This is a genomic window from Companilactobacillus hulinensis, from assembly GCF_003946555.1.
In the GTDB taxonomy this organism is placed as follows: domain Bacteria; phylum Bacillota; class Bacilli; order Lactobacillales; family Lactobacillaceae; genus Companilactobacillus; species Companilactobacillus hulinensis.
Map to the genome: position 1 here is coordinate 20424 of NZ_RHOO01000020.1, position 25655 is coordinate 46078.

Sequence of the window (25655 nt, forward strand, 5' to 3'; positions counted from 1 at the left end):
TCGTACAAGCATTTTTTCCAAAAACCAATAACATCAGTCATAGACGTATATTTCAACAATTCCACTCATATCAAACTATTGGATTACTTGTAACAAAATAGTTAGAATTCATTCAAAATGGATAAAAACCAAGGTGTGGAATCATTATGAAAAAGTTAGTTAGAAACAATTATCTCATCCTACTATTGTTCCTGTGTGTAAGTGTCATTATGATTGGTTTGGTCAATTGGCACTTTGGTTATATTTTTGCGACCGGTGACTTTCATTATCATCTTGATCGAATTGAAACGTTAGCTGATTCGATTAGTCATTTGAATTTTTGGCCCAAAGTTGATGGTCATTTTATTGGTGGATATGGATATGCTTCAAGTTTGTTCTATCCGGATATTTTCTTATATCCGGCAGCTTTATTGAGGCTTGCGGGTGCAACACCAACGGTTTCGTATCTATCTACTTTGGTAATGATCAACTTCGTAACATTGTTGATTGGGTATATTGCTGGAAAAAGGTTAAATTTTTCATCTCAAAAAGCATTGTTATTTACCTTCATATATTCTTTCAATGTGTATAGATTACAGACTTTATTTAGCCGTCAAGACTTAGGCGAACTGATGGGTATGATGTTCTTCCCATTGGTTTTGTCGGAACTGATGAATTTTAAGTATGGCAAGGTGAAGCAATGGTATGTATTGTCGTTTGCAATGATAGGTATTGCTTGTTCACATACTATCTCATTATTCATGATGATTGTATTTTCGGCTTTGTTTGTTTTATTAAATATTCGAGTTTTTTGGAACAAAAGTCGCCTTATCTCTATTGTAAAGGCAGCTGTTTTGACGCTTGGTATCAGTGCAGGCGTGTATTTACCCATTTTAGAGCAGATGAAAGGGCAACAGTATGCATTAACTACTGATCCTTTGATCAATATTACCAACGAAATTTTGCCACTAAAAAGTTTGGTTTATAATTCATTAACTAATCAAGTCTTTAGCGCACAGACGGTCAACGTTGGTGCTGTGGTGATTATTGGATTGATAGTATATTCAATTTGTAATGTTATCCAACGAAAGAATCTTGATTTAACGATAATTGCAGTGTTATTGTTCATTGCTTGTACCAATATATTTCCTTGGAAAGTATTCAGTCATACAATTTTTGCGATGATTCAATTTCCTTGGAGATTCTTCTCTGTAATTTCGCTGATAGTTGCATATTTGTTGGTAAATGATGATCTGCATATTTTCACTAATAAGTATGTCGTTTACGGATTGGTATCGTTGATTGCACTTGTTACAGTTGGCATTGGGACTCAGACTGTTGGCCAATTTAAAGATAAGTTAGAAACTTACAAGGAATTTAACCACGTTGATAGTTTCTACATCGGTGCTGGTCATGAATACTTGCCTAGCGAAGTGAGCTATCCAGAGGTTCTGCAGCACAAAGAACGAGTAATTGATTACAATAGATCAAAAGTTGATATTAATAATTCAACTATTAATCGACAATATATTGCCTTTAATTTCAATACTCATGGCAAGACTACTAAGGTGACATTACCACTGATCTACTATAAGGGATATGAATCAGAAGTATACGGTGATAGTGGAAGTGCAACAACACCTAAAATATCTAACAATGGTTTAACGACAATTGATCTGAACGGAGAAGGTACGGTCAAAGTTCAATATGAGAATACATTTATTCAGAAGTTGAGTTTGATGATATCAGGAGTATCGATATTGTTGTTGGCATTGGCATTTTTCAACAAGAGACGTCGTACGTACATTTCGTTATCAGATGAAGTTCCAGTCTTTGTGATGCCCACCGAATATGATTATGTATTTGTATATCAAATAGTTGACGATGTTGATAATGTTACGTCGGAGAAGTAATAAAAAAACAGACTAAGCTTAGTCTGTTTTTTTTTACTATTAGAACGAGTACGGATTTCTTTGTCGTTTATAAACTAGATATAGTAGTGAAAGTGAAATTGCCAGATAGATGATAACCATGATAACAAGTGCAATAACGTCTCCAATTCCAACTTTACCGGACATTAACATGCCAGATTGTGTGAAAGATAAGACATCGATTAAAGTGTGGAAGAGAACTGGCCAAATGAATAATCCAGTATATAAGTATATGGAAGCAAACATCATACCCAGTCCAAAAGCTGATAGTACTTGGATCAGCGTGTTAGGTAAGTCTTGCCCGGCGGATAAATTAGAAATATGAACTGAGCCGAATAGCAAACTGGAAATGAGTGCTGAATAAAAGACATTATATTTGAATCGCTTGAACATAGTTAAGAGAATTGTTAATAACATATATCTGAAGACAGTCTCTTCAGCAATACCAGCTTCTAATCCAGCAAAGATATATTTCAACTTTAAATTGAATCCAGAAAAATCAAACGTAAAGTAACTGGCGATGATACTGTTTCCGGATCCAAATGAGTTTTGAAGTAAGAACCAGATACCAAACAGCAATAACCCAACCATCACCCACAAGTTGGTATTACGAGCTAATCTGTAGCCGGGTAATTTATATCCCCACGAGTGCATGGCAATAATAGAGATAATAAACAATACGATTGCATCAAGTACCTCGGTAGTCGCAAGCATTGCAACGAAACTGTTATTTGTGACAACGGTATGATCAATGGATAGAGCAAAAGAAGACATAAGTGTGATTATCAAGAGAAAGGACATCAGTAAACGTGTGACGTTATTAGTTATTTTGGGCCAAATGATGACGATTGTCGGTAAGTACATTAGGAGAAAAGTCAGAACTATGACTATCGCACCTAGTGGAGAACTCCAGTTGATGAAGTCTTGAGTTATGAAGATAAAATAGTTCAAGCTGAGATAGTCAGTGATTAATTGAAAGATTGCTTGAAAATAGACATTGATCACGTAGAGTAACTTAGTTTGATTGCCATATTCAATAAATGCTACAGCAATGTTTAATAAAGTTAGTAAAACAGAATTTATAATTGAAGCGTGCGCTAGATAGTTGTATGACCACAACAGAACAATATTGATGATAATTTGGGCGCATAAAATATATTTAATTGTCTGGTGTTCGTCGTTATTTGCTCGATAAAACGATGGTGTATTTATCATAATGTCCCCCTATTAATATTTAAATTTTAAAACAAGTAATTTCAAATAGATACCGCTTTGTTCAATAATAATGAAAACGTATAATTCTCTATATCAATTTGATATACTTGAGGAAATTTGACTATATCAGGGAGATTATTATGGATGTATTTGAAGATTTTTTGTCTAATATCGAGGATGAAACACATCGTGATAGAATGATTGAAATTTTGAATTGGGTCGCTAATACTTATCCTAACTTGGATAAGAGGTTTGCGTGGAGACAGCCGATGTTCACTGATCACGGTACGTTTATTATAGGTTTTAGTGTAGCAAAGAAGCATATTTCTGTTGCACCAGAAGGCAAGGGGATGGACTTATTTGCCGATAAGGCTGAAGAAGCTGGATATACTCACGGAACTAAAATGTTCCGAATTGGATTTGATCAGGATATTAATTATGATCTATTAAAAGAGATTATTAATTTTAATATTGAAGATAAAAAAGATTGCGATACGTTTTGGCGTAAATAACAAAAAGCCAAGTCTCTAGGATTTTCTACGTCCCGGAAACTTGGCTTTTTCAATTCCTATTAAAGGAAAAATTAAGGCTATGACCATAAAGATCATGGGTAACTTGTATCTGTTCCTCGGTATTCTCATGACATCACCTACAAAATTGAAAAAGTTCCTGCCATGTACTGGAGCAGGGACTCTTTCTCGTTGAGTAATAATGTGTTGCGGGGGACGATACAAATAACTTTGTATCTATACATTATAATGACAGGTTGCGGAATGTAACACCACTTATTAGCTTGTGATATTTAGCCATGATTGATAATTCGTTCAAACTCTTGCAGCCCAATACCTTTATTGACTCTGACACGGTTCAAGGTGAGCAATCCGTTGTCACGGCTAGCGAGTCCTTCATTGGTTGTAACTGCCAATTTATGTCCGGTATCACGGGCAATCAATGGAGTTGTTTGGTTATATCTTCCAGCTGGATATGCCATAGAGATGGTATTTTGATGTAAGAAAATGTCTAGACTATTTTTTGCACGATCAATTTCTTCTATCTGCTTGTCATTGGATAGTTTGTTCAATTCTAGGTGGTGGAAAGTGTGATTCTGAATGGCGATGTGGCTCTCTTTTAAAGCCTTAATTTGATAATAACTCAAAAAACTAGAAGCATTTTGACTATTGATAATGTCGAATACGGTTGCCTTAGCTTTGTAGTTTTTGTGAATATTTTTTAAAGCATCGAAGTTATTTTTGTACCCATCATCAAGAGTTACCCAAACAATATTTTTACGTGGCTTTTTATTCGTTTTCAACACAGTATAGGCTTCTTCTGGAGTAAGAAAATAAAAATGTTTTCTCTTTAAATAGGATAATTCCTCTCTGAATTGTTCGATGGGAACATTGAGTGAGTTACCAGTAGGGGCGATTGAATGATACATCAAAATAGGAAACTTGATGTTGTCTTTCGACTTTTTCCAATGGCGACTTATGTGCTGAGTATTCACATGACTAGATGTTTTGGATGCAGATATTGTGTTTGTTGGCAGACAATTCCAACTCAAAAGGATGGCGGCTATTAATGCCATTATTTTTTTCATGGTCAAGATCCTTTGCAATTGTATTTTCACTTATATATAAGCATGGATTAATTTATGTGCGTAAGAGACAAGTTGTATATAAAGACTAGTAATATGATTTTTTTGTACTAATACTAAATTACGATAAGAATAAGAATTTGCTTCTATAAAGAACAATTAACATTCATATATATTATAATTATATATGAATGTCCCATACAGAAAGTTGTGTGTGTATATGAAAAGATTATTCGTTTTATTAATGTTATTGCCAACAATTTTTTTGGCAGGTTGCAGCAATAAAAATGACGTCAAAGTAAGTATTCCAAAGATGAGTGCCAGCGATTTTTTGGATAAGAGTGATTACGGAGACTATTCCAATCAGAACAAAATGTTGGATGATTTTGTAAGTAACAAAATGTTGACGAAGCAAGGTATTTATACTAATTATCATCAAACAAAAACTACGAAAAGTGTAGCGACTGGGCATGAACTGTTGTCTGAATCATCTGGTTTGTGGCTAGAATATATGGTTTACACTCATCAATACAAGAAGTATCGTGAGTTTTATAAGGCAACTAAGAAGACCTTTGATCAAGGAGAACAATTCAGCTATCGCTATGATTCAAAGGATAAGAAGAAATCTAATGTTAATGCGACTTTGGATGATCTGAGAATTATTCGTTCACTTCAAATGTATGCTGAAGTCACTAATAGTAGTAAATATCGTAAAGAAGCAGCGACTAGGTTTGCTAAGCTGAAGTCTGGGTCTATTCCAAATGGTAAATTAGTTGACTTCTATGATACTAAAGCCAAGAAGTCTAGTACAGATAGTTCTTTGGCATATTACGATTTCAAGACATTGAAGTATTTTGAATCTACATCTAGTAAAGAAAAGAAATACTATAAGAATCAGTTAAATGTAGTTCAAAAAGGTTATTTGGGAGATGCCTTTCCGTTGTATGCCTCCAGTTATAGTTGGAGGCAAGGTAGTTACAGTAGTAAGAACTTGAACACTTCTGAAGCTTTGGAGACGGTACTACATCTTTCTGAAGTTGGTAAAGTTAAGAAGGTTACCTTGAACTGGCTCGAACAACAAGTTAAAAACCACGAATTGTATAATACGTATTCCATTAATGGATCAGTTGTTGATAAAGATCAATCAACTGGTAGTTATGCATTGGCAGCCATGATTTTTGCGAATGCAAAGAATGAGAAAATGTATAACTATACAATGAATTATATGTGGAAGTCACAAGTTACTGATAAAAGTTCACCGATATACGGTGCATTGGGTATCAAACATTTGAAACAGGCATACTCATTTAATAACTTGAATGGGCTGGTTGCTTCTAAATATTGAGGGAAATAAATTTGAAAAAAATTATGAAGACATTGGCAGAAAAGTTTAGTCGTTGTGTTTCCCCTGCACTGTTAGCTACGATTCTAGCTGCAGTAATCAGTGGGGTATTACTTTTTGTGCCTCCGATTCATGGTTATGCTGATAATGGTGATTTTTATCGGGCTATGTTAACTAATAGTATTTATCGTCTCCCATATGATCACACTTCTACAATTGATTATGTAGTTAACAAATTTGGTATTTATCAATATTTTAATGAGAATGGAATGATTGCATTTTCTTCTCAAACTATATTTATTCAAATTGCATTATTCTTTAATAAACTATTTTATAGTACTAAATTTTTTGACATTAGGTTTTTAGGCGTTGTTTATTATGTATTTTATCTAGGTGCGATTTATATGCTAACCAAAGCTTTTGTCTATCCGTACAGAAAGGTTAGAAGTTATGTCGTTTCATTAATAGTGGTTTTAGTTTTTGCTGATTCGTCATTTACCTTATATTTCAATTCATTTTTTGCCGAACCGGTTATGTATATTTCTATGATGTATGGATTTGCAGCTATTATGTTATTGGCAAAAGGATGTTATCAAAAGAATTGGCAAATGATAACCTTATTTTTCCTTAGTATGGTTTTATTAATAACTGATAAATCACAGAATGCTCCTTTGGCTTTAAGTTTTTCTGCTGTTGCAATGGGAATGATGTTTTTGCCGAACTTTAAAGCCAGAAGGTTTGCAATAATGTTAGGTATGTTTGTATTAATTGGATCAGGTGCATTTACTTATACTGCCATAAAAAAGGAATTTAATGATGTCAATCAGTATCAGTCATTCACTCATGGCGTTCTGATGGACACGGGTGATCCAAGTAAAAAGATTGAAAAACAAGGGATTGATGAGCAGTTTGCATTGTTGCGTGCTGAGGATTATTATCCTAAGACTTATACCACTGTTAAAGTTGAAAATGATAGTATTCAAACAAAACTATTGCCAAATAATGGTATTGGTTGGACTTTGAAATATTATGCCCATAATCCTAAGCAATTTGGAATTCTGATGGATCTTGCATCGCAGGATATTATGATTACTCAGGTTAAGGCAGTTGGAGATTATGTACCCAGCAGTAAGAAACCCAGCGGACAGCTCCGATACTTTACGACTTACAGTCAATTTATGGGAGCATTTTTCCCAGGAAAATTTGCATTTGTTTGTCTATTAATAATTGGCTTAATTGGATGTTACAGTGTAGGCATGTATATGGATATTAGAGCAGGGCGCCCACATGGGGTCATGCGATTCTTCCTAGTTTTTGGTCTGTGTACGATTGTATTCTTTGTACCTATAATCGCAATTGTTGGTGATGGTGATGCAGATTTAGCTAAGCATATTTTTATGACTCCAGTTAGTTTAGACCTGATGTTTGTCCTATTTATCTCCGATGTTCTTCATCATCGTTTGTGGAATACTGAAGATAGAGAGGAGTTTTTACCTGATGCGAAATAAACTATTGAGGACCATAACTCTTCTGTGCTTGCCATTAATGCTCTGGATATTTTTAACAAATAATGTTAAAGCGGCTGATTCCAATAAAGTTATGCTTGTTTATGATTCTAAAAATACTACCAACAAGTATGATGTCAAAGTCGATGCTTTACAACGTAGTTTGACAAGTATGAATTTGCAAGTAAAAACTTTATCGCAATCAGATTACAAATCTGGAATGCTAGACGATAAATATTCAGGCATAATTACGATGATCAATTGGCGGCAAGTCGGTTTAACAAATAAATCATTTATACAAGATAGATCTAAATTTAGTGGTGTGAAACTCCATATTGGCGATGAATTAACAAATGAAGAAGCCGAACAATTTGAGGCTAAATCAACCAGATTATATCAACAACAGTTGATTTTAAAAAATAAAGGAGCAAGTCAGGTTCTTCCATTTAGTGAGACAATAGATGTGCTGACTGACTTACCAAGTGGTTCAAAACAAATTGGGACGTTAAGTACGCAACAAAAAGGTGCTAAATCGTATGGATATGGAGTGATAGTTGGTAATAACGGCTTTCTTCCATATTATGATTCGAAAGGTTTAAGTTTATTAACAGCGGATGAAATGATTGCAAAATTGTTTTATCGCGCTGGTAGTTATCAACCACTGCTCACTATTACTGATGTAACACCAGTAAGTGATTTGAAGATTCTGGATTCATTAAGTAAATTTTGCTACAAAAACAGCATTCCATTTGCTGTAAGTACAACAACGGTTTCATCAAACACCGAGATGAAGGCGTTTAATAAGTTTACAGCCGTTTTAAGGAATATCGAGAATCGTGGTGGTGTGATATTTATTAAATCACCAGAAATCGGTGGTCCCGGAATAAATAGTGCTAATGACCTTCGTCAGAGACTAACAAGTTATGTTGTTAGTTTGGCAAAAGGACAGGTATACCCAATTGGAATAAGTTCAGAGGGGTTTTGGAATCAGGATAGAATATTACGTAAAAACTTTTTAATGGACGCTGATCATTGGATTTTATTCCCTAACAAGCAAATTGTTTATGTCGATGAAGATGATGATGCTCAGTCTGTAAAAAAAAGTTTCTTTGCAATTTCGGCATCTTCATTAAATAGTGTGAAGAAGACGGAAGAAACAAGATTTTCAATTCCAACTGCGGTTACAATTCCATTGCCACATTCAACCAAGGAACTAACGGATTTCAAAGAGCAAATAAACAAACTAAACTTTGCTTGGTTTGATCCAATGGAAATGACTATGTCAACATCTATCAATACTGGTACTTCAACAGTTTCATTTAAGAATGGAAATTATTTTGTTAATGGTAAGCAGGAAAGTATCGGTACGGCTGATTCATCAAGTGTGTTTAATGAGACAATTAAACAGAAGCCGTTGTTAAGCAATTACTTCAATATTCAAGGTAATGTTCTAACTATATTGTTTGTAATCGTTGCAATTGTATTAATTATTTTCATTTTAATAGGTAGGAAAATTTACTGGAATAGATTCAATAAGAGGAAGTGATAAAGATCTCAGTCTTAGATGTATTTTTGTTTATAGCAGTTCTAGCAATTTGGGGAACTTTGGTAGTCAACTTAATTTTGACCATTGCCGGATATACTTGGTATCTTAGAAATGTTAATAAGCCAGCTCCTAAACTTCCTGAAAAGGCACCATTTGTATCAATAATGGTGCCAGCTCATAATGAGGGTGTGGTAATTGTTAAGACAGTCTTATCATTGTTATCTTTTGATTATCCTCAAGATAGATATGAGATCATTGTCATAAACGATAATTCAGACGATAATTCAGCTCAATTACTTGCTGGACTACAGGACAAGTTTTCACATGAACGTTTAAAAGTTATTAACACAGACAAGACTAACGGTGGTAAGGGTAAGTCTAATGCGTTGAATATTGGTCTTACTCATGCAAAGGGTAGTATTATCTCGATTTATGATGCGGATAATACTCCTGAACATCAGGCTTTGAGAATTCTAGTTGCTGAATTGCTTCAGGATGACAAAGCTGCTGCGGTCATTGGTAAGTTCAGAACGCGTAATAAGATGGCGACGCTCTTAACTAGGTTCATTAATATTGAGACATTGTCATTTCAATGGATGGCTCAAGCTGGTCGTCAGCAATTATTTAATTTATGTACAATTCCAGGGACTAATTACGTTATCAGAAGAGATGTTCTTGAACGAGTTGGCGGTTGGGATGTTAAGGCGCTAGCTGAGGATACTGAGATTAGTTTCCGTGTCTATCAAATGGGTTACCGGATTCGTTTCCAACCTAAGGCGGTTACTTGGGAACAAGAACCGCAGACTCTAGATGTATGGTTCCACCAACGAACTCGCTGGGTAAAAGGAAACATTTATGTTGTAGTTAAAAATGCTCATTTATTATTCAAAAAACAAGGTCGTAGAATTAGATTTGATTTGTTATACTTTTTATCAATATATTTCTTATTAATGACCTCATTGCTTTTGTCTGATTCAGTGTTTGTATTATCTGTAGCGGGAATAGTTCACTCGGATTTGCAAGGTTTCAGTAATTCATTATGGTTATTCGCAGTTTTGATGTTCGTCATAAGTACGTTTGTGACGATAACAACTGAGCGAGGGGAATTGACCTTTAGTAATTTGTTATTAATTGTATTTATGTACCTGGTTTATAGTCAAATGTGGCTTGCAGTTGCAGCCTACGGAATGGTGGGGTATATACGTGAACAAGTATTTCATAAACAAGCAAAGTGGTATAAGACCAAACGTTATCAATAAATTTGTGATGTTAGTTTGTTTTGTCTCGGTAATTTTATTTGCGGGCAAAACAACCACTACTAATGTATCTGCACAAGATATGCAGACCTATACACAACAATTTCAAAATAGTACCACAACGTTATCTGGTCGTTCTGTTGAATCCAACATGTATCTGACCAAGATGGACTATTGGGATGTCAAAAAAGTTACTTTCAATTTTAATTTTCAAGTTTCACAATTGGCATCTCGAGACATATCGGATATCACGGTTTCTTTGAACGGTGTGAAGTTCTATTCATTCCGTCCATCGAAGAAGACAGGTATGCAAACCAAAGCAATTGATGTACCGGTTAAATTGTTAGGTGGAAGCAACAAACTTCAAATTGAAGGACAGATTTTGAGCTCTGATAATAACAATAATTATCAGTTAGCACAGACTCCGGCAAATTGGTTAACAATTGAGAAGGGTTCAAATGTCAACTTTGAGTATGATTTGAAGGATGCTGATAATACTATCAATTCTTTTTATGATCACTTTTCTGGTCAGGATACCATTTCAAATGCTCGCTCTAGGATTGCTACAGCCAATGATCCGACACCATATGAGTTGACAGCAAGTATGATTGCTTTGGCGGGTGAATCGCGTATTATCACGACTACTAATGATCAGATTCCAGTTGTGAAAATGGATAATATGCATGCCGCTGATGGAGATTATGTGATGGTGGTTGCTAAATATAATCATTTGCCTGATAAGTTCAAATCGCAGGTTTCTGCTGAAGAGGTCAATGGTCGGGCTGTTATTAAAACATATTATGATAATGGTAAGTATTATTTGATTGTTACCGCCAAAACTGGCGCTTTGTTAAAGAAGGCTGCAAGGTTTGTGGCCAATGCGGAATTAATGAAAGAGACTTCGCAAAGTACGGAATACATAACTGACGGTACTGCAACATTTACTTCGTCACTTCATGATAATGGTGTAAAAACTATTACTTCATCAACTGATATGATCAATGGGGCTGGTCACCGTGAGAATAATTATTTGATCAGTTTGCCTAATGATCGTACCAATGCTGATGGTTCTGAAGTTTATTTGAAGTTTAGATACAGTAAGAATCTTAATTTCAACCGTTCACTTGTTACTGTGAGGGTCAATGATACAACGCTTGGAAGTAAGAAGCTTACAGCTGCAAAAGCAAATGGGGATACGCTGACTGTTAAAGTTCCTCGTGGTACGAATCTTGGGAATAGTTTTACGATCAGTATTGCATTTGATCTGGAGATGAAAGATCAGAATACATCTGATAATAGTCAGACTCCGTGGGCTGAAATCGACACGGAATCTAAGATGTATGTTAAATCTAAGCGTAGCAATGATTTGCTATTTACTAACTATCCAACGTTATTCATCAATAATCAGACTTATGACAATATTGCAGTTATTGCGCCACGTCAGTTAAGTAATGATGATTTTAGAACATTGACCAATGTTTTTAATTTGATAGGTAACTTCTCCAAGAGCAATACTGGTGATATTCAGTTCTATTCAAAGATGCCAAGTAAGAGTGTTCTGAAGAATAGGAATGTTATTGTAATTGGTACTCCTAAGAATAATTCGATGATCAAATCATTGAACCCTAAGCTGTACTTCAAATATTCCAAAGACTTTAGTCGGATTGTTTCTAATGAGAAGCTAAGCATTGAGCATAATTATGGTAAGACGATAGGTACAGCTCAATTACTTCGTTCGCCATATAATGACAAACGTGGGATGATGGTTGTTACTGGTGCCAATGATAATGCCGTCTACTTGGCGTCAACACAAATCAATTTTCAGGCTAATATTCAACAATATTCAGGGGATGGACTTGTAGTTGATCCCAACAACACTCATTATGGATATCGTTTCAAAAAGAATAAGGCAATTGATAAGTCATTGACTACTAAGCAATTGATCAGCAACAACACACAACTGATAATTTATTTGGTATTAGCACTTGTGGTTATTCTGATGATTGGTGCGGCTGTTTTCTTAGTTATGAGAAAACAAGGACTGATGAGTGGAGGTCATAAGCATGGGAAATAAAGATCAAAAGAATTCATTACTAGCTGATGTCGGTTTATTGATGTTCTTGGTTTTGTTCAGTGCTACCGCTATTCTGATGTCATTATCGGGTCAAGTTTTGTTGAATGTTATTTACTTATTTGGAACGGTTGCTTTATTGATGCTGACATATTTCTTCGGTATCATGCCGAGCTTGATCGCCAATATTTTGTTCATAGCAATGCAAGCAACAATTATGATTTATCAGTATGTAGCAAAAGGTAGTGAGATTCATTGGCAGTTGGCGTTTTGGATGGTAATTCCAATTCTACTTTGTCTAACGTTATACTGTATGACTTACAATCAATTGAAGTTACAGAGTGCTAACGCTGAATTGCGTACAGCAATGATTGAGCAAGGTGCATTTGATGAACAGACCCATTTGCGTACAACCGTTGCTTATATGGAAGATGCTGCTGTATATGCCGAAACAAATAAAAGATTCCAGCTACCTGTTACAACCGCAATTATTAAAATTGGCTATTTTAACGATATTCGTCGTATGATGAGCGATAACCAGTTGCAATCATTATTGAAGATGACGACTGCTGCAATTAAGGATAAGACTCGTGTCAACGATATTATTTATCTGGTAAATAATGATGATCCAACGTGGGCAATATTATTATTCTCCAATGCTGATGGTGCAACAATTGCTACCAACCGTGTTAAACAGGGATTCGATGAACGTTTGAAGAATAATGCCGAGTTATCGACAATGGCGATTTCTTTGGTAGTTGGTATTGCATCATGGGATGGCAAAAAGATGAAGACACCTTATGATCTGATGAATGCAGCTATTAGAGAAACACAATATGATGTATAAATAGTAAAACAACGCGACATTTGTATGCTGCGTTGTTTTTTAGTAGTCTTGTTTTCACTTTCGGATATAGTGACTTTTGAAGTAGAGTTGTATAAGTCTTTTTTAATATTACTGGGTCTAAGAGAAAAATTAGTTATAAAGATTTAAAATTAAATTGAGTAGTAAAAAACCGATACTTTGTTTTTTTAGTCTATTCATAAATAAATTCAATATAAATATAGAAAAGAATCTACATCGTGAAGGAGAATTTTTTTGGAAGACTATCTGAAGTGGATTTTAGAGATAATAATCACTTTTACATTAGTTCCATACCTGACCGCTAGATTGGTTTCATGGTTCGGACATGTTGCTAAAAGTGTGTTAGTTAATAATTTAGGAAACAATAGCCAACTAGTTGTTGGCGGACTTGGTGTGGTGATCCATGAGCTAGGTCATGCTATTTTTGCATTTATATTTGGTCATCATGTTAAAAAGGTTCAGCTTTTGAATTTTAATTATCGCAACTCTGGTGCTCTTGGATCGGTGGAGCACACTTGGGATGAAAGAAACTTGTATCAGCGACTTGGTAACTTTTTTATTGGATTGGCTCCGTATTATATGTGTTCTATTGTGCTGTATTTTCTCCAAAAAGTAATGTTGAATGCACAATTGAATTTCACCACTCTTGGCGCAGATACCGAAATAACCTTGACCGGTATCACAGAATCAGTATTGAATAATATGAAAACATCGTATGCGAGCGGAACGTGGTCGATGATTCTGCTATATCTTGTTTTGACAATTATGATTGCCAGTACCGGCTATGATTTGAGTGATGCTGATTTTCAGACTGTCAATAAAGGGGTTTTACCGTGGATAGTGGTGCAGTTTGTTATCGGTAATATTTTTATTATTTTAGGCAAGATGGATACACTTGATAATTACTTACTAGAGTTCACATCTTTTTCGATATTATTTATGGTTCATGCTGTATTAAGTATGTTGTTAGCAATTATTGTAATTAAGATTTTGGGTATTTTCGATATATTTTAAAAAAGCTGTTTATCCTAAAAATTGGATTAAACAGCTTTTTATTTGTCATCATTACGTTTGTGCCACTCTTTGATATATTCGAAACGTTCTTTGAATCGTTTTTCATTTCCTTGTTCTGTTGGATAATAATACTCGTGTCCGTCTAGTTCTGGCGGCGTAGTTTTCATAGTTGTGATCTTATCTTTTGAATCATGTGCATATTCATAATTTTTGCCGTAATCCAAGTCTTTCATAAGACTAGTTGGTGCATTTCTTATTTGGAGTGGAACGGGTAAGTTGCCGTATTCCTTGATGTCTTTTTCGGCATTTTGGTGGGCAACGTAGACGGCATTTGATTTTGGTGCTAGTGAAAGATAAATCACTGCTTCAGTCAAGTGGACGTTGCACTCTGGCATTCCGATGAATTGGCAGGCTTGGAAGACGTCAATCGTCAGCGATAGTGCACGTGTATCGGCTAATCCAATGTCTTCACTGGCGAATCTGACCAATCGTCTTGCTATGTACAGTGGGTCCTCGCCACCATCAAGCATTCTGTGAAGCCAATAAATTGCAGAATCAACATCACTGTTACGCATTGATTTATGTAATGCTGAGATAATGTTGTAGTGTTCTTCACCTTTTTTGTCGTATCGAAGTGACTTAGTATTGATTGTTTCACTTAATGTTTTGGTGTTAATAGTTACGGTATCATTATTTTTATCGCCGTTTAAAACTGCCATTTCTAAGGTGTTCAATGCAGCTCGAGCATCGCCGTTAGCAAATTCAGCGATTATTTCGATAGATTCTTCATCAATATTTACCTTTAATTTTGGGAAGGCTTCTTTATTATTCAGAGCATTATGTAAGAGTTCAACGATATCTGCTTTTTGCAGTGAATGCAGGATGAATACTTTACATCTGGAAAGCAGGGCAGAATTGATTTCAAATGATGGATTCTCGGTTGTGGCACCGATTAGAATAATGCTGCCTTTTTCAACGAACGGTAAGAAGGCATCTTGTTGTGCTTTATTGAATCGGTGGATTTCATCAATGAAGACAATTGTTCGTTGACCAATTTCACGATTCAACTCAGCCTCTTCCATTATTTTGCGGATTTCTTTTATTCCACTAGTGACCGCACTAAAGGTAATAAAATTAGATTTTGTTTTTTCGGCGATTATATGTGCAAGTGTGGTCTTACCGACACCAGGTGGTCCCCAAAGAATCATTGAGGATAATTTATCTTCGTCAATGATTTCTCTAAGAATTTTGCCTTTACCAATTAACTGTTGCTGACCAACGAATTCATCGAGATTATTTGGCCTGATGCGATTAGCTAGAGGAGTATTCTGTTCATTTGCTGATGCAAAAAGTGACTCTTGTTTCATAAGATCCTCCTATGAATGAATTAGAAGTGTAATGTTATTTTTTCCTTATCCAAGCCTGGATCAACGTATACGTCGTGTAATTTGAGTTCAAATACTTCTAGTTTTGATCCGATCATATCCCATACTTTTTGATAGTTAGGAACTGTTTCAAGATATTGTGGTAGTAGTTCTTTCATAGTTTTATCTGAACGTTGCAAAGTAACATGTTGAGCACGGATATAAGGATTACCGATCATATCGCTGTTTGGGATTGTGATGAAGGCAACGTCAGGGTTTCTCTCGTAGTCGGCAACGCCTTTGGTTCCGGCAACAGAAGAGAAGTATAAGGTGTCTGGAGTTTCTTCATACCAGACGAAGTTAACAATTTTGACATTTGCTTGGTTGTCAATTGATGTCCCAAGCGCAATTTTGTTGGTGGTTCCAGCAACTTGTTTTAATAATGAAATGTTCATATTTAAGAGCTCCTTTGATGGTTTTACATGTACCTCAATTATAACTTACTTTGAAACAAATCTAAACGTACGTTCGCTATTAATGTTTCAAATAATAAATTTTTGATTTCTTGTGCTTTTTTGAGACCAATAATTTGAATGTCACGTAATTTAGTTTTAGAACGGAGAAAAAATAAAGATAAATTTAAGATGAATTTCATATAATCCTTAAATTAAACGTGCAATTGCCGATAATTATTCAGTCGAGCTATTGTATAATTACTGTAAGGAGATGAAACGATGACAAATCCTACACCTTATACCTTTCAGGATACCGATGCCTTTAAGAGCACGGAACAATTGATCATTAAAGGTCGCTACTTTGCGACCATGGTCCCTGAAAATTTTGATAAATTTGAACCAAAGAAAAGAAATATTCACCAAATATTGAATATTAAGAATAAGTTATTAGTTCCAGAATTGATCGATGTGAAGCGTGAACGCATGTCCAAATCGCTATTTGCATATTTCCGTGGAACAGCAGATGTTATGCATTATGATTTGGCTAATCATCCGGATAGTGGAATCAAGGTTTTGATCGGTGGGGATGCTCATCTTGGGAACTTTGGTTTTTACGGGTCTTCAGAAGGTCAATTGCTTTTTGATATGAATGATTTTGATGAGGCTCATTTGAGTTATTGGGAATATGATTTGAAACGATTTTTGGTAAGTGCGTTATTGGTTGCCAGAGATCACGGATTTGAAGAAACTGATATTCAAGAGTTCTTGTTGAAGACAGTTCATACTTATTTTGATACTTTGAAGCATATGACCAAGATTTCTGAGATGAAGCGTTTTATTTTGCCTAACACTTTGCAGAATATTACTGAAATATTTGGTGATTTAAAAGATAATGAAGAGTATTTCCAACAATCTTTTGAAAAATTAATTACTAAGAGTATCAAAAAAGCTCAAAAGAGTAATTCAAAGCTTGTTATTGAGAAATATACGACTTTGAATGAACTTGGCGAACGCAGATTTGTTGAGAATAAGCCGGTAACACAGCATATCAGTGAAGAAGACTTTGAAGCATTGATCAACGGTTATCGCAAGTATAAGAAGAGACAGCGTAGTGACGTCAGATTGTTCCTCGAAGATTTTGATGTCATTGATGTGGTTAGACACAGCGTTGGTGTAGGTAGTGTCGGAACCCTTTGCTATCTTATTTTGTTGCAGGATCTAGATAAGAATTATTTGGTTCTTCAAGCAAAACAAGCCTTGCCAATTTATAACAACGACGAATTGTATACTGACAAGAACAATAGTCAGGGGCAAAATATTGTTGATAGTCAATTAATCTTGCAAAGTGCATCGGATCCATTCTTAGGGGCATTTGATACTGAGAAATACAGTTTCTATATGCGTCAATTTAAGGATATGAAAACATCTATAAATTTGGATAAATTAGACTTTGAATCGTTCGAAGATTACGTTACAGTGTGTTGTATTTTATTAGCCAGAGCGCATTCACATTCGCCAAACTATCCATTAATTATTGGTTTTGGAGAAGAATATAAGGATTTGGATAATTCATTGATGAATTTTGTCAACAGCTACACTGAACAAGTAATGTTTGATTATGATTCATTTAAAGAGGAATTAGCAAATGAAGGATAAATATTACAATAGGGATTTGAGCTGGATATTATTTGATAATCGAGTAATCGATCAAGCTTATAATCAAAAGATTCCAGCATTGGAAAGATTGAGATTTCTTTCAATTGCTTCCAATAATCTGGATGAATTCTTTGGGGTGAGGCTGCATAATGTTCAATCTATGATTTCAAAAGGTAGAGTGGACAAACGTACAGGTCTTGATGGAAATGAATTATTGGCTCATATTTATGAGTTCAATTCTAGAAATATAACCAAAGAGTATCAGGCATTAAGCTTGGTACTTGAAGATTTGAAGAAGAAGAACGTCTTTGAAGTAATGAGATACCATGAATTAAGTTCGGTTGAGAAAGCTCAGGTTGATGATTATTATGATAAGGTCGTCGCTGAAAAAATTCGTGTAGAAGACTTTTCACCTGAAAACAAGACGAAGACTGATTTGAACTTCTTATTAGTTTCAGAGAATAAAAATTATACGATTCCAATTCCAGACGATCTCGATAGGTTGGTAGATACAGGTGTTCCTAATAAATATATATTGTTGGAAGACTTGATATTCAATAACTTTGACGAGATTACGCAACAACTTCAAATTACTGATCAATTTGTTTACCGTGTTACTTATGATAAGAATAAAAAGTACGATTTTTTGGATGAAAATCTTAGTGATGAACAATATTTGTCTGAAATGACGAAGTATATAAATAACCGTGGACCTAGAAAGATAACACGTGTTGAGTTTTATAGTCCAGAACACAAGGGACGCAGCTTTTTGTCTGGTTTGTTTGGTATCAGCAAGAAGAGTATTTATGCAATTCCTGGACCAGTCAATTTGAAGATCCTTGATAAATTATTCAAGAAATATAAGAGCCAACCTAGTCTGGTATTTGCACCATTCAAGGGTCTAACTTGGAGAAGTTCGAAGAATATATTGAGACATTTGGATCAGAAATCACTTTTGGTTCAATATCCATATGACTCATTTGATATATTTTTAAACTTTTTAAGTACCGCTGTTGATGATCCTAAGACTACAAGCATTCAAATGACGATTTATCGTACAGAGAATCATTCACAGGTGGTCCAACTATTAGAAAAGGCCGCCGCCAAGGGAATCTCAGTTAAAGTTGTCGTTGAATTGAGAGCTAGATTTGATGAGGAACATAATCTTCAGGTAGCTGAAGAGCTTAAAAATGCCGGTTGTAAAGTCTTATATGGTGACAGATTAAATAAAGTTCATGCCAAGATCTGCTTGGTTCTTCAGGGTGATGATAAAGGTTATGTTCAAATTGGTACTGGTAACTATAATGCTATAACCGCAAAGGTATTTTCTGACATTAGTTTTTATACAAGTAATCGGCGCTACGTCGGGGATGCGGTCAAATTCTTCAATGGACTTTCTGGGGAGATTTCCAATGGATATGAATTAATGACTGCTTCACCTAATAATTTGAAGCGTATGATTCTTAACAAAATCAAAAAAGCTACACAGGATTATTTGAGAAATGGCAAGGCAGAAGTCTTTATGAAAGTGAATGGCTTGACCGATATCGATATAATCAATGGTATTTATCGTGCAGCAAGGTTGGGATTGCCATTTAGAATTATTGTTCGTGGTCCTTGTTCTTTGAGATTAGGTATTTGCGGCCAAAAAGAAGATATCGTGGTTAAAAGTATTGTTGGTGAATTGCTTGAACATAGTCGTATCTATGGCTTTAATTATAGCGATGGAACGAATGAAATTTGGATTTCATCAGCTGATACAATGACTAGAAACCTTGATAGACGTGTTGAACTTGCTATACCGATTGTTGAATCTAAACCAAAGAAAAAGTTGAGTAAAATTATTAAGATGTATTCAAAAGATACCGCTAATTCATATTATTTGAATAAAGATGGCGAGTATTTTAAGTGTCAAAATAAATATTTTAATTTCTCTGCTCAGCAAAATTGGCTACATAAGATCAAATATCGTCGATATGTATAATTTTTTTATTAACATCACTGATTTTTTTTAGGTGGTGTTTTTTTTATTGCCTGAATAAGTTGTAGAATTAAGGAGGAGGCAATATTAAAACATGAAATACGAATTTGCTAAAACAGAAGATTTAGATGACATAGTAAAAATTGAAAATGCCAGCTTCAGTGAAGCTGAAGCCGGTAGTAAAAAGGTCTATAGTGACAGGATCGATAAGTTAAAAGGAACATTCTTAGTTGCTAAAAATGATGATGATGAACTCGTTGGATTTATCGTTGGTCCAGCGGTAAAAGATAGATATATTAAAGACAAGATGTTTAACAAGACACCTAAGAACTTAATGTTAGGCGGACATCAATTGGTATTTTCAATTGCGATTGATCCGGAGTTTCGTGGACAAGGAATTGGTAGTGAGTTATTGAAGCATTTTGAAGAGAATGCTCAGAAAGCTCATAGAGAAACTATCTCATTGACATGCTTAGAAGACAGAATTCCATTTTATGAGATCAATGGTTATATTGATAAGGGTATTTCTGATTCTAATCATGGGAATGAGACTTGGCACAATATGGAGAAGGCACTATAGAATTTATTTAGGATTGTCCTTTCTGGTTGTAAGATATTTAATTGAATACTGAAAACAAAACCACTGTTGAGATAGCTCAACAGTGGTTTTTATGTGGCTCTAGTTATAAAATTAATAAGATAATAAAATTTTAATAGGGGGATAAATGTGAAAGATAAAAAACGTACCTTAGTAACAATTGCTCTCCTATTGTCCAATATCATGACTGGTATGGATGCGACGATTGTTAATACTGCTTTGCCAGCAATTACTGGTGATTTACATGGTCTACAGTATATGGGGTGGATCGTAGCTACATTTTTATTAGGGATGGCTGTTTCTACGCCTTTGTGGAGTAAATTTGGTGAACATCGTGGCAATAAACGCGCTTATATTTATTCGACCTTTTTATTTGCCATTGGCGCTATTTTTCAAGGTATTGCACCCAACATTCAATGGTTTATTATTGCCAGAACGGTAATGGGCATTGGTGGCGGTGGTATGAATACTATCCCGTTCATTGTTTTTGCTGATATTTATCGTGATTTGCGTAAACGCTCACAGATGATCGGATTGGCAACGGCATTATTCAGTACAGCTTCGATTATTGGACCACTGGTTGGTGGCTGGATCGTTGATGCTTTAACTTGGCGCTGGGTATTTTATTTAAACGTTCCAGTAGCTCTTATATCCGTAACAATTCTTAGTATTTTTTATAAGGATACTAAGCGTAATGCCAAGGGTAAGTCGGTTGATTACCTGGGAGCTACGTTGTTAGTTATTGGATTGGTTTCCATTCTGACTGGAATTCAAATGATAGGTTCTTGGTCAGTTTTGATTATTGCAATATTATTGATTATTGGAATGGCTCTAATTGCTTGGATGGTCAAAGTTGATAGTAAAGCTGAAGATCCAATTGTGCCCAGTCGATTGTTAACCAATAAGGATTTGGTTATTGATTTCATTTTATTCGTGATTATCTGGGGATCATTTATTGCGTTCATCACTTATATTCCAATGTGGGCACAGGGAATCTTAGGATTAAGTGCTCTAATGGGAGGGATGACTCAAATTCCCGGTGCAGCGACTAATATCATTGGTTCTGAGTCAGTATCATTCTTACAAACTAAGTGGAGTAAATATCTGATAGTTACTGTTGGAGCTACTTCCATTTTTCTTGCATTTGTGACGATATTGATATTTGGACAAAAAACTCCCTTTTGGTTATTGTTAACAGCAGGTGGCTTCGAAGGTTTCGGAGTCGGATTGATTTTCAATATTTTGCAAGTGAATGTGCAGACAGATGCTGAAAGACGTGATATTCCAACGGCTACATCATTGGCGTATTTGTTGAGAATTCTTAGTCAAACGCTGATGTCCTCTGTATATGGTGTAATACTTAATCATGCCTTGATTCGTGGAGTTCATGAGTCTAATGGACGAATCACGATGGCGATGCTCAATCATTTGAGTGATGCTAGTAAAGCTAAACAATTACCGCAGAATTTAATTCCAGAAATGCGCCGGATTTTATACAGTGGATATCGCAATATCATGTTCTTGGGATTAGTCATGATCGTTATTTCATTGGTAATTGTCATCAATATGATGATACGTTACCACAAGCAAAGTATTTCAAATGAGTAGAAGAGGAGATTTAATATGCAAGCAAATGCAGTTGTGATTGATAAGTATGGAAATAGCGATGAATTTCGTGATCAAATGGTAGATATTCCAGAATTGAGACCTAAGCAACTGTTGATTAAAGTTGCTGGTAGTTCTGTTACACCATTTGATATTGGTGTTAGAAGTGGTGAATTTAGTGATGATTTTGAATTAAAGATGCCTGCTATTACTGGTACTGATGTTGCCGGAGAGGTAGTTGCTAAGGGTTCAGAAGTTGATCAATTTGAGATTGGCGATAACGTTTGTGGTATGGTTGGCGTTAAGGGATTCGGAGCTTATTCTGATTATGCGGTTTTGGGACAAAGTAAAGCTGCCAAGGTTCCCAACGCTGTGGATATCAAGTCAGCTGCTGTTTTGCCAATGACTGCAATTCCAGCTTATAATTCATTATTTGATCTTGGAAAACTAGTTTCTGGTGAAAAAGTATTGATCCATGGTGGAGCCGGTGGTGTAGGCTCGATGGCAATACAATTAGCACATAGTGTTGGCGCAATCGTTTATACTACGGCTAGTCCTAGAAACTTTGATGACTTGAAGAATTTGGGCGCTGATAAAGTTTTGGATTATCACACTGAAAAATTCGAGGAAACACTGTCCGACATGGATTTGGTCATTGATACGGTCGGTGGCGAAACGTACAAACATAGCTTTGAAGTTTTAAAACCGGGTGGTAGGTTAGTATCATTAGTTGAAGACTCTAATATAAAATTAGCCGATAAATTTAATGTCCATGCCATGTATCTAAGTGGTAAGTTTGATAATCCATTGGCTGAAGTATTGGATTTGATTTCTGATGGTGAAGTTAAATTGAATATTCAAAAAGAATTCCCATTAACCGCAGATGGTGTAAGGGATGCTCAAAATTATTATCAGAGTAATCATGTGTTTGGTAAAGTTGCTCTGATCAAATAAAAAATCTGTCGAAATTTCTTCGACAGATTTTTTTTAATCTATTTTATTTAACCAATGTAGTAGAAGATCCGCAATAACACGTTGTTGATCAGCATTACTGATTTTGGCAGGATTATCGCCTTTTTGTTTGCCGTAACTACCGAATCCGGCATGATTTCCGCCGTTAATAGTCACATACTCAGTGTTTTTAGGAAGGTATTTTTTAGCCTTTTTATATGCTTTTTGATTAAGGACGCCATCTTCACTACCAGTTATAGATAGAACTGGGACATTAACATTGCTTAAATTTCCCTTTTTTTCTGGGTAGCTTCCTAGTAAGAATACACCTTTGAGTTCCTTTGTGTTCTTTTTGGCATATCGTGCCGCCATGGTCCCACCTAGGGAATGACCACCAATAATGTATGGTCCACCGTTTTGAACTTTGTTTGCGGCATTGACTTCAGTTACCGCCAAATCTAATGGGAATCTGATGATATAGACAGTGTAGCCAGCTCTGGATACTTCATTTGCCCAGATACTGTAGCTCTTGGGTTCAACCAAGGCACCAGGATAAAATATTACTGCTGGTTTAGTATCATCACCTTGAAACTTCACTGTATTTGAAATAGTAGTGGTAGTTGCTGCAGATTTTATGGCAGAGTCCGATGGTTGATATTCCTTGTGTTTAACAACCGCAAAGGTTGCTCCAATAATGATTATGATGGCTACGAAAATACCAACCAGCCATTTAAAAATTTTCTTCATCTAATCGTCCTTAATATATGATTAATTACTTGTCTAATTAATTGTATTATTATGTGGCAATATTAACAATGAATGTATTTGAAATTTAATTGGTAATTGTGTATGAACAACAGATATGAAGGTATAAAAAGTTGTCTTTAAATAAATTTATGTTAAGAGACTAGATGTGGATTGGAACGAAAAAATTGCAAATAAATAGGCTGGCAAAGTGATAGCCAGTCTATTTTAGGTTGTTATTTGATAATTAATAAAAAAATATCTTCCCTGATCCCACCGCAAGTAGGTATGCGATAATTCCAAATAACCATTTAACAGTGTTGTTTAATGAATCAATTTTCGTGAAAGTAGTATTAAACTTTTCTTCCAAAACATCAGAACGATGGTCAATTTTTTCAGTCAAAAGCTGTTCCGCATGAATTAGTTCAGCCTTAGTAACGTATTTTTCCATACCATTGTCACCACCATCTCCATTGAAGGAAGGGTATACTACTTTGTCCTTAATTCCTGATTTAGCCATTATTTTCTCCAATCAACAGCAGGACAAATGTCCCTTCAACCTCATTATCCATTTTGATATTAATAGTTAATCTATTTCCGATATTGATCAAATCTTTTTCGTTCAATTCAATATAAAAGGAAAATTCACCAGCACCATATTTTGAAGAATTGTTAGTGCTTGCAAAAATAGGGTATTGATTATCTGTATTCAAAGTCATTGGATCCAAACTTAGTAATTCATTACCAAATTGATTTTTTGCACTCATTACAAATTTATGTTTCCCAAGAGTGAACCCTATGGATTGTATATGTATATCAATTTGTAATTCATGATTGGAGATATCATAGTACCAAATTGGGATGCCATTATCTTTTTGTGTAACGTAAATGGAATTAAATTCATTCGTCATCGTACCTCCAATTTGAACCACAACTTAATTATATCAATAATGGTTATTGATTTGTGCTTTGCAGGGGTGAAACAGGTATTTAAATAATTATAAAAACTAAAGCAAAATTTTTAATTGGTAATTTCAATACCGCGATGAATCCATTCGTCATCTTTCAGTAGATTAATCATACAATCAGCAACATCTGCTCGACTGATTCTGGGAGCTCCAGACATTCGTAAATGTTCACCGATTTGATATTCCCCTGTTAGATTCCCATTAGTGAGTGCTGATGGATATACAATTGTCCAATTTAAATGACTGAGGCGAATGATTCTCTCAGCATCAGCTTTGTTGGTATAAATATTGCGAAGCATAGTACTATAGGCAACTTTTTGGGCAACATTGGCATCTTTGAATGTTTCACCAACACCAAATGAAGACATCCAAATTAGTCGTTTAACTTCAGTGTGATTAGCGGCGTTGACGATTGAAACTGCGGCACGAGTGAATAAATTGTGAGCTCTGGTTGATTTGCCACGACCAAGAGTTGAAATTACAGCATCTTTTCCAGTCATGGCTTTTTCAAGTTCAGGAGTGGAAATTGCATCACCCGTGATGATTTCAATTTGATCATCCAATTCATTTAGTGATTCAGTATGGCGGGCAAAAGCAGTAACCTCATGACCAGCGTCTAAAGCTGATTGGATAACGCATCTACCAGTTTGTCCGGTGGCACCAATAATTAGTATCTTCATTTTATTTACCTGGTTTCTATTTGTGGTTTCCCCATAGAATTCATAACATATATAGAATAAGATGATAAGTGAAAAAAGTAAATAAAGCATAAGGATACTTATTTTGTGATTAAACAGATGGTTGTTCCAATGTTTTTTTTATTTCAATAGATACAAGTATTTGATGAACTGTTTTGAATACAAAAAAATCGTTAATCATTTTGATTAACGATTGATTGGACCTGTTGGGTACGTATTAGTACCAAAAGTGTTCTATTTATTGGGCAAGTAGGGACTATTTACGATACTACCTGAACTACTGGTACAAGTGTATTTTGAAGCACAAATGCTTTGGA

At 35.2% G+C, this 25655-nt stretch carries 22 protein-coding genes; 14 read left to right on the plus strand and 8 right to left on the minus strand.

Annotated features, from left to right (window positions below):
- Nucleotides 1–146: 146 nt before the first annotated feature.
- Nucleotides 147–1892 carry a glycosyltransferase family protein gene (locus EKM66_RS09665; protein ID WP_125764046.1) on the plus strand — a complete coding sequence of 582 codons (1746 nt, stop codon included), beginning with the start codon at nt 147–149 and terminating at the stop codon, nt 1890–1892.
- Nucleotides 1893–1931: 39 nt separating this feature from the next.
- Here the strand turns inward: EKM66_RS09665 and EKM66_RS09670 are convergent, their stop codons facing one another.
- Nucleotides 1932–3125: a CPBP family intramembrane glutamic endopeptidase gene (locus EKM66_RS09670; RefSeq protein ID WP_125764048.1), complete on the minus strand. Its 1194-nt coding sequence runs from the start codon at nt 3123–3125 to the stop codon at nt 1932–1934.
- Nucleotides 3126–3265: 140 nt separating this feature from the next.
- Between EKM66_RS09670 and EKM66_RS09675 the strand changes: the two genes are divergently transcribed.
- Nucleotides 3266–3637 (plus strand): iron chaperone, encoded by a 372-nt coding sequence (locus EKM66_RS09675; protein ID WP_125764050.1) that lies wholly within the window; start codon nt 3266–3268, stop codon nt 3635–3637.
- Between the two features lie 290 nt (nt 3638–3927).
- Here EKM66_RS09675 and EKM66_RS09680 read toward each other — a convergent pair whose 3' ends face one another.
- Complete coding sequence (locus EKM66_RS09680; RefSeq protein ID WP_125764052.1) at nt 3928–4722, minus strand: polysaccharide deacetylase family protein; 795 nt, start codon at nt 4720–4722, stop codon at nt 3928–3930.
- A 217-nt stretch (nt 4723–4939) separates the two neighbouring features.
- Here EKM66_RS09680 and EKM66_RS09685 point away from each other — a divergent pair, with 217 nt between their 5' ends.
- The 7 genes from EKM66_RS09685 (at nt 4940) to EKM66_RS09715 (ending at nt 14318) form a co-directional block, all read left to right on the plus strand.
- Complete coding sequence (locus EKM66_RS09685; protein ID WP_125764054.1) at nt 4940–6064, plus strand: hypothetical protein; 1125 nt, start codon at nt 4940–4942, stop codon at nt 6062–6064.
- A gap of 11 nt (nt 6065–6075) precedes the next feature.
- Entirely contained in the window at nt 6076–7569 is a 1494-nt protein-coding gene (gene wsfD, locus EKM66_RS09690; RefSeq protein ID WP_318530621.1) for a glycan biosynthesis hexose transferase WsfD, read from the plus strand.
- A complete protein-coding gene (locus EKM66_RS09695; protein ID WP_125764056.1) occupies nt 7559–9112 on the plus strand; it encodes a hypothetical protein in 1554 nt (517 codons plus the stop codon). The genes wsfD and EKM66_RS09695 overlap by 11 nt, the downstream gene beginning before the upstream one ends.
- A gap of 5 nt (nt 9113–9117) precedes the next feature.
- Complete coding sequence (locus EKM66_RS09700) at nt 9118–10371, plus strand: glycosyltransferase (RefSeq protein ID WP_191988042.1); 1254 nt, start codon at nt 9118–9120, stop codon at nt 10369–10371.
- Nucleotides 10372–10378: 7 nt separating this feature from the next.
- Nucleotides 10379–12442: a cellulose biosynthesis cyclic di-GMP-binding regulatory protein BcsB gene (locus EKM66_RS09705; RefSeq protein ID WP_125764090.1), complete on the plus strand. Its 2064-nt coding sequence runs from the start codon at nt 10379–10381 to the stop codon at nt 12440–12442.
- The gene (locus tag EKM66_RS09710) at nt 12432–13286 is read left to right on the plus strand and encodes a GGDEF domain-containing protein (RefSeq protein ID WP_125764058.1); all 855 of its coding nucleotides are present in this window, start codon (nt 12432–12434) and stop codon (nt 13284–13286) included. The genes EKM66_RS09705 and EKM66_RS09710 overlap by 11 nt, the downstream gene beginning before the upstream one ends.
- A gap of 252 nt (nt 13287–13538) precedes the next feature.
- On the plus strand, nt 13539–14318 hold the full coding sequence (locus EKM66_RS09715; protein WP_125764060.1) for a hypothetical protein: 780 nt from the start codon (nt 13539–13541) through the stop codon (nt 14316–14318).
- 38 nt (nt 14319–14356) lie between these two features.
- Here EKM66_RS09715 and EKM66_RS09720 read toward each other — a convergent pair whose 3' ends face one another.
- Both EKM66_RS09720 and EKM66_RS09725 read right to left on the minus strand, forming a co-directional pair.
- Complete coding sequence (locus tag EKM66_RS09720; RefSeq protein ID WP_125764062.1) at nt 14357–15685, minus strand: replication-associated recombination protein A; 1329 nt, start codon at nt 15683–15685, stop codon at nt 14357–14359.
- Nucleotides 15686–15705: 20 nt separating this feature from the next.
- The gene (locus tag EKM66_RS09725) at nt 15706–16137 is read right to left on the minus strand and encodes a pyridoxamine 5'-phosphate oxidase (protein WP_125764064.1); all 432 of its coding nucleotides are present in this window, start codon (nt 16135–16137) and stop codon (nt 15706–15708) included.
- A 279-nt stretch (nt 16138–16416) separates the two neighbouring features.
- Here EKM66_RS09725 and EKM66_RS09730 point away from each other — a divergent pair, with 279 nt between their 5' ends.
- From EKM66_RS09730 to EKM66_RS09750, 5 genes are all read left to right on the plus strand, one after another.
- On the plus strand, nt 16417–17793 hold the full coding sequence (locus EKM66_RS09730) for a DUF2252 domain-containing protein (RefSeq protein WP_125764066.1): 1377 nt from the start codon (nt 16417–16419) through the stop codon (nt 17791–17793).
- Complete coding sequence (gene ppk1 / locus EKM66_RS09735) at nt 17783–19777, plus strand: polyphosphate kinase 1 (protein ID WP_125764068.1); 1995 nt, start codon at nt 17783–17785, stop codon at nt 19775–19777. Before EKM66_RS09730 ends, ppk1 begins: the two co-directional genes overlap by 11 nt.
- A 91-nt stretch (nt 19778–19868) precedes the next feature.
- The gene (locus tag EKM66_RS09740; RefSeq protein WP_125764070.1) at nt 19869–20354 is read left to right on the plus strand and encodes a GNAT family N-acetyltransferase; all 486 of its coding nucleotides are present in this window, start codon (nt 19869–19871) and stop codon (nt 20352–20354) included.
- A 147-nt stretch (nt 20355–20501) separates the two neighbouring features.
- Nucleotides 20502–21980, plus strand: a complete 1479-nt coding sequence (locus tag EKM66_RS09745) for an MFS transporter (RefSeq protein WP_125764072.1) — start codon at nt 20502–20504, stop codon at nt 21978–21980.
- Nucleotides 21981–21995: 15 nt separating this feature from the next.
- Nucleotides 21996–22931, plus strand: coding sequence for an NADP-dependent oxidoreductase (locus EKM66_RS09750; RefSeq protein WP_125764074.1), 936 nt, complete (start codon nt 21996–21998; stop codon nt 22929–22931).
- Nucleotides 22932–22964: 33 nt separating this feature from the next.
- On the opposite strand, the gene EKM66_RS09755 is transcribed toward EKM66_RS09750, so the two are convergent.
- The 4 genes from EKM66_RS09755 to EKM66_RS09770 all read right to left on the minus strand — a co-directional run bounded on the left by EKM66_RS09755 (nt 22965) and on the right by EKM66_RS09770 (nt 25320).
- Entirely contained in the window at nt 22965–23675 is a 711-nt protein-coding gene (locus tag EKM66_RS09755) for an alpha/beta family hydrolase (protein ID WP_125764076.1), read from the minus strand.
- A 244-nt stretch (nt 23676–23919) separates the two neighbouring features.
- Entirely contained in the window at nt 23920–24192 is a 273-nt protein-coding gene (locus EKM66_RS09760; protein WP_125764078.1) for a hypothetical protein, read from the minus strand.
- Nucleotides 24185–24583 (minus strand): hypothetical protein, encoded by a 399-nt coding sequence (locus EKM66_RS09765; protein WP_125764080.1) that lies wholly within the window; start codon nt 24581–24583, stop codon nt 24185–24187. The genes EKM66_RS09760 and EKM66_RS09765 overlap by 8 nt, the downstream gene beginning before the upstream one ends.
- A 110-nt stretch (nt 24584–24693) precedes the next feature.
- Nucleotides 24694–25320 (minus strand): NAD(P)-dependent oxidoreductase, encoded by a 627-nt coding sequence (locus tag EKM66_RS09770; protein WP_125764082.1) that lies wholly within the window; start codon nt 25318–25320, stop codon nt 24694–24696.
- Nucleotides 25321–25655 lie beyond the last annotated feature (335 nt).